Annotated in this window: 2 protein-coding genes; both read left to right on the top strand. The window is 43.2% G+C overall.

Annotation, left to right across the window (positions count from 1 at the left end; genetic code table 11):
• On the top strand, window positions 1-1,171 hold a 1,171-nt coding region (locus PN499_RS27200), incomplete at its 5' end, for a calcium-binding protein (RefSeq protein ID WP_272036455.1).
• Between the two features lie 443 nt (window positions 1,172-1,614).
• Window positions 1,615-3,642 (top strand): DUF4347 domain-containing protein (locus tag PN499_RS27195; RefSeq protein ID WP_272036453.1); only part of this gene is annotated, 2,028 nt, incomplete at its 3' end.

Raw genomic sequence — 3,642 nt, 5'->3', positions numbered from 1 at the left:
TGATAGTAATGGGAGTGCGATCGCAGATATCGGCGCTTACGAGTTTTCCCTCACGCCAGTCCCCTCGCCAACGCCAACGCCAACGCCTACGCCAACGCCTACACCCACGCCTACACCCACAGCAACGCCTACACCTACGCCTACACCCACACCAACTACAACACCAACACCAACGCCAACGCCTACACCAGGTAGTGACAATTGCCTTTGCGATCGCTTCCCTCTACCCCGTACCAGCAGCATCGTTACTCCCAACACCCCCGATAACGCCGTTAGTGCCACTAACTCTAATGACTTACTGATGGGTAGTACAGCTAACGATGCGATCGATGGACTGGGTGGGAACGACACAATTTACGGCATGGAAAATGATGACAACCTCAGTGGTAGCAGCGGTAGCGACGAGGTATTTGGCAACACGGGAAATGATTACATAGACGGCGGTACAGAGCAGGATACCATTTATGGAGGCAAAGATGGCGATGCTATCATTGGCGGTAATGGTAATGATTTGCTGCGCGGAGATAGTGACAACGATACTATTTTTGGTGGCATCGATAGCGATAGCATTTTCGGCGGTAAAGACAACGATCTATTATTAGGTGAAAATGGAAACGATACCATCTACGGCAACTTAGGGACTGATAGCATTCTCGGTGGAGATGGCAACGATTTAATCTTTGGTAATGAAGATGCAGATTTAATCCTGGGCGACATTGACAACGATACAATCTCTGGAGGAAAAGAGAATGATACCCTCTGCGGTGGTGACGGTAACGACCTATTATTTGGTAATAATAACGACGATCTAGTTGATGGTTGTATTGGAGATGATACGATCTATGGCGGCAAGGAAAATGACAGCTTGACTGGCGGTAGTGGCAATGACTTTCTCAGTGGAGATCTAGGTAATGACACTCTCATTGGTGGTTCGGGCAACGATGTATTTCTGTTAGTAGCAGGTCAGGGAAGCGACACAATTGTAGATTTTCAACAAGGTCAAGATTCGATCGGGTTATCTGGGGGGTTAACATTTGGAGAACTCGCGATCGCCTCTAACAATAATGTGACTTCGATCGCTATTGCCAGTAGCGGTCAAATTTTGGCGACTCTCAACGGAGTGGCGGCGAGTGCGTTGACCATTGGAGATTTTAAGACTCTGATAATTTAATCGAACTGGCGATCGCAAGTTCCAGGGCAATTTTTAATAATGCGGAACTCTAGTAGTATATTTTCCGTCATAGTTAATGTGCTCTGCTATCGACCTGATTTTATAGCAACCGCCAAAGTATTTAGGAGGTTATTATAGCAACTGCTATGGTAACTCTTGACAATTTATTGTTTTTAGAACTTACGCAGGAAGTCCCAGAAACCGGGTTTTTGAGAGCATCTGTGAGTCATAACGAAGTATTTTCGTAAAAAACCCGGTTTCTTTGCTTGGGTGCGTAAGTCCTATCCTAATTATCTTGCGGTTGCTATAGTTGCTGAAATCATTACTTTTATTGCATTTACCTTCTCTCCAAGATACCTAAATTCTTCTTAATTCTTCGTTTTTCTTCTTCTATATTATTCCAGATGTGTATCTACAAGTAAACACTTTTCTGGGTTAACAGGATGTCCATTTCATCTGTATCAATCAATTCGCAATCTCCAAGTCAAAATCTCCAATCTCAATCAATTATCTTCATTGATTCCAGCTTGGATAACTGGGAATCTCTAGCCGCAGCAGTTCCTAATGGGGTTAAATATATTGCCCTAGATAGTAACAAAGATGGCATTGAACAAATTACCACAGAACTGCAAAAATATGCTGCTATTCATGGAAGTATTGATGCAGTTTCCATTATTTCTCATGGTAGTTCGGGTAATTTACAGCTAGGAAATACTTCTCTCAATTCAGAGACTTTAGAACAGCATAAAAGCCAATTGCAAAAATGGCAAAGCATACTATCTGAAAAAGCAGATATTATGCTTTACGGCTGCGATGTTGCCGCAGGCGAAGGGGCTAAGTTTATTGAGCAATTGAGCAAATTAACTGGAGCTGATATTGCGGCATCCACCGATAAAACGGGGGAAGGAAGCAACTGGAACTTAGAGTTTTCCCAAGGTCAAATTGAAGCTAATTTAAACTTAAACCCTGAGATAAATTCCAGTTATAAAGGCGTTTTGGCAGCTAATGAGGTTAGCAATAATAATGATAGCGGGACTGGTTCTTTAAGAGCTGCGATCGCCTCGGCTGTGGCAGGTGATACGATTACTTTCGATCCCAGCCTTGCCAACCAAACGATTACTTTAACAACAGGTCAACTTGTAATTGATAAAAACTTAATTCTGGATGGTGCTGCTGCTGCCAATTTAACCATCAGTGGTAATAATGCCTCGCGGGTAATACAAACAGCAAGCAGCACAAATGTCACTCTCAAAAACCTGATTATTGCTAATGGGAATGTCAGCAGTAACTCTAATGACGAAGCTACTGGTTCCGGTGGGGGAATTCAAACTGGAAGTAGCAGCACTTTAACAGTAGAAAATTCTCAAATTAACAACAACATTGCTGGGTACGGCGGTGGTGGAATTTATACTGGTTTTCGCAGTACAACTACTATCATCAACAGTAAATTTGACGGAAATGATGGTTCGCTAGGAAAACAAGAACGGGGCGGGGGTGCGATCGCAACTAAAAGTGCAGGTTCTTTGACAGTACAAGGCTCTACTTTTACTAACAATAAAGGTAGTAATGGCGGTGCAATTAATAGTCTTTTAGGCACTTTAACAGTAGAAAACTCAACTTTCATCAATAACGATACAACGGCTGGCAGCGGTGTAAATACTAATGGTTATGGCGGTGCAATTTACACTGATGGAGCTAATGCTTCGGGGCCAGATTTTCAGCATGGGCCTGTGGGTGGGACAATTACTATTAGCAACAGTCGCTTTGAAGGAAATAAAGCAAAAGGACAAGGGGGGGCGATGTTTCTGTTTGCCTATCCCCCAGATAATGTGGTAATTGAAGGCAGCACAATTATCAATAACGAGGCGATCAAAGGTTCTGGAAACGATGCTTTTGGTGGCGGAGTCCGGATTGGTAATGGTGCTTATACTATCAGCAAAACTACTTTTGCTAACAATGTAGCTGAGGCTCAGGGCGGTGGTTTATGGGTAGGAGAAGAATCACCAGGTACTATTACTAATAGTACCTTCTTTGGGAATCAAGCCATAGCTTCATCTAGTAATGCCAGCGGTTTAGGAGGCGGGTTATTCTTCGGAACTACTAGCAATCAGAAGATTGTGAATACAACGATTGCTGGCAACAAAGCTGGAGGCGAAGGAGGGGGAATTGTTGGCAGCACTAATATTACGTTGACTAATACAATAGTTGCCAATAATACGGCAAACAATGAGTTTAATAACAAGCAAAATGCCTCGGATGGAAAAGGTTTTTCCGAGAATCCATCACCTTACTTTACTGATGGTGGCGGTAATTTACAGTGGCCGGCAATTACCAATAATTTCAATAATGGTAATATTACAGCTAATGTCTTGCAAACTGACCCAAAACTAGGGCCGTTGCAAGAGAATGGTGGCGGTTTGCAGACGGTGGCATTGCTAACAGGAAGTGCGGCAATTGATGCGGGTAAAAAT

Source organism: Kamptonema animale CS-326 (assembly GCF_028330895.1).
Lineage (GTDB): Bacteria > Cyanobacteriota > Cyanobacteriia > Cyanobacteriales > Microcoleaceae > Kamptonema > Kamptonema formosum.
The sequence above is the reverse complement of the archived record's forward strand: the minus strand, read 5'-3'. Positions and strand labels throughout refer to the sequence as shown.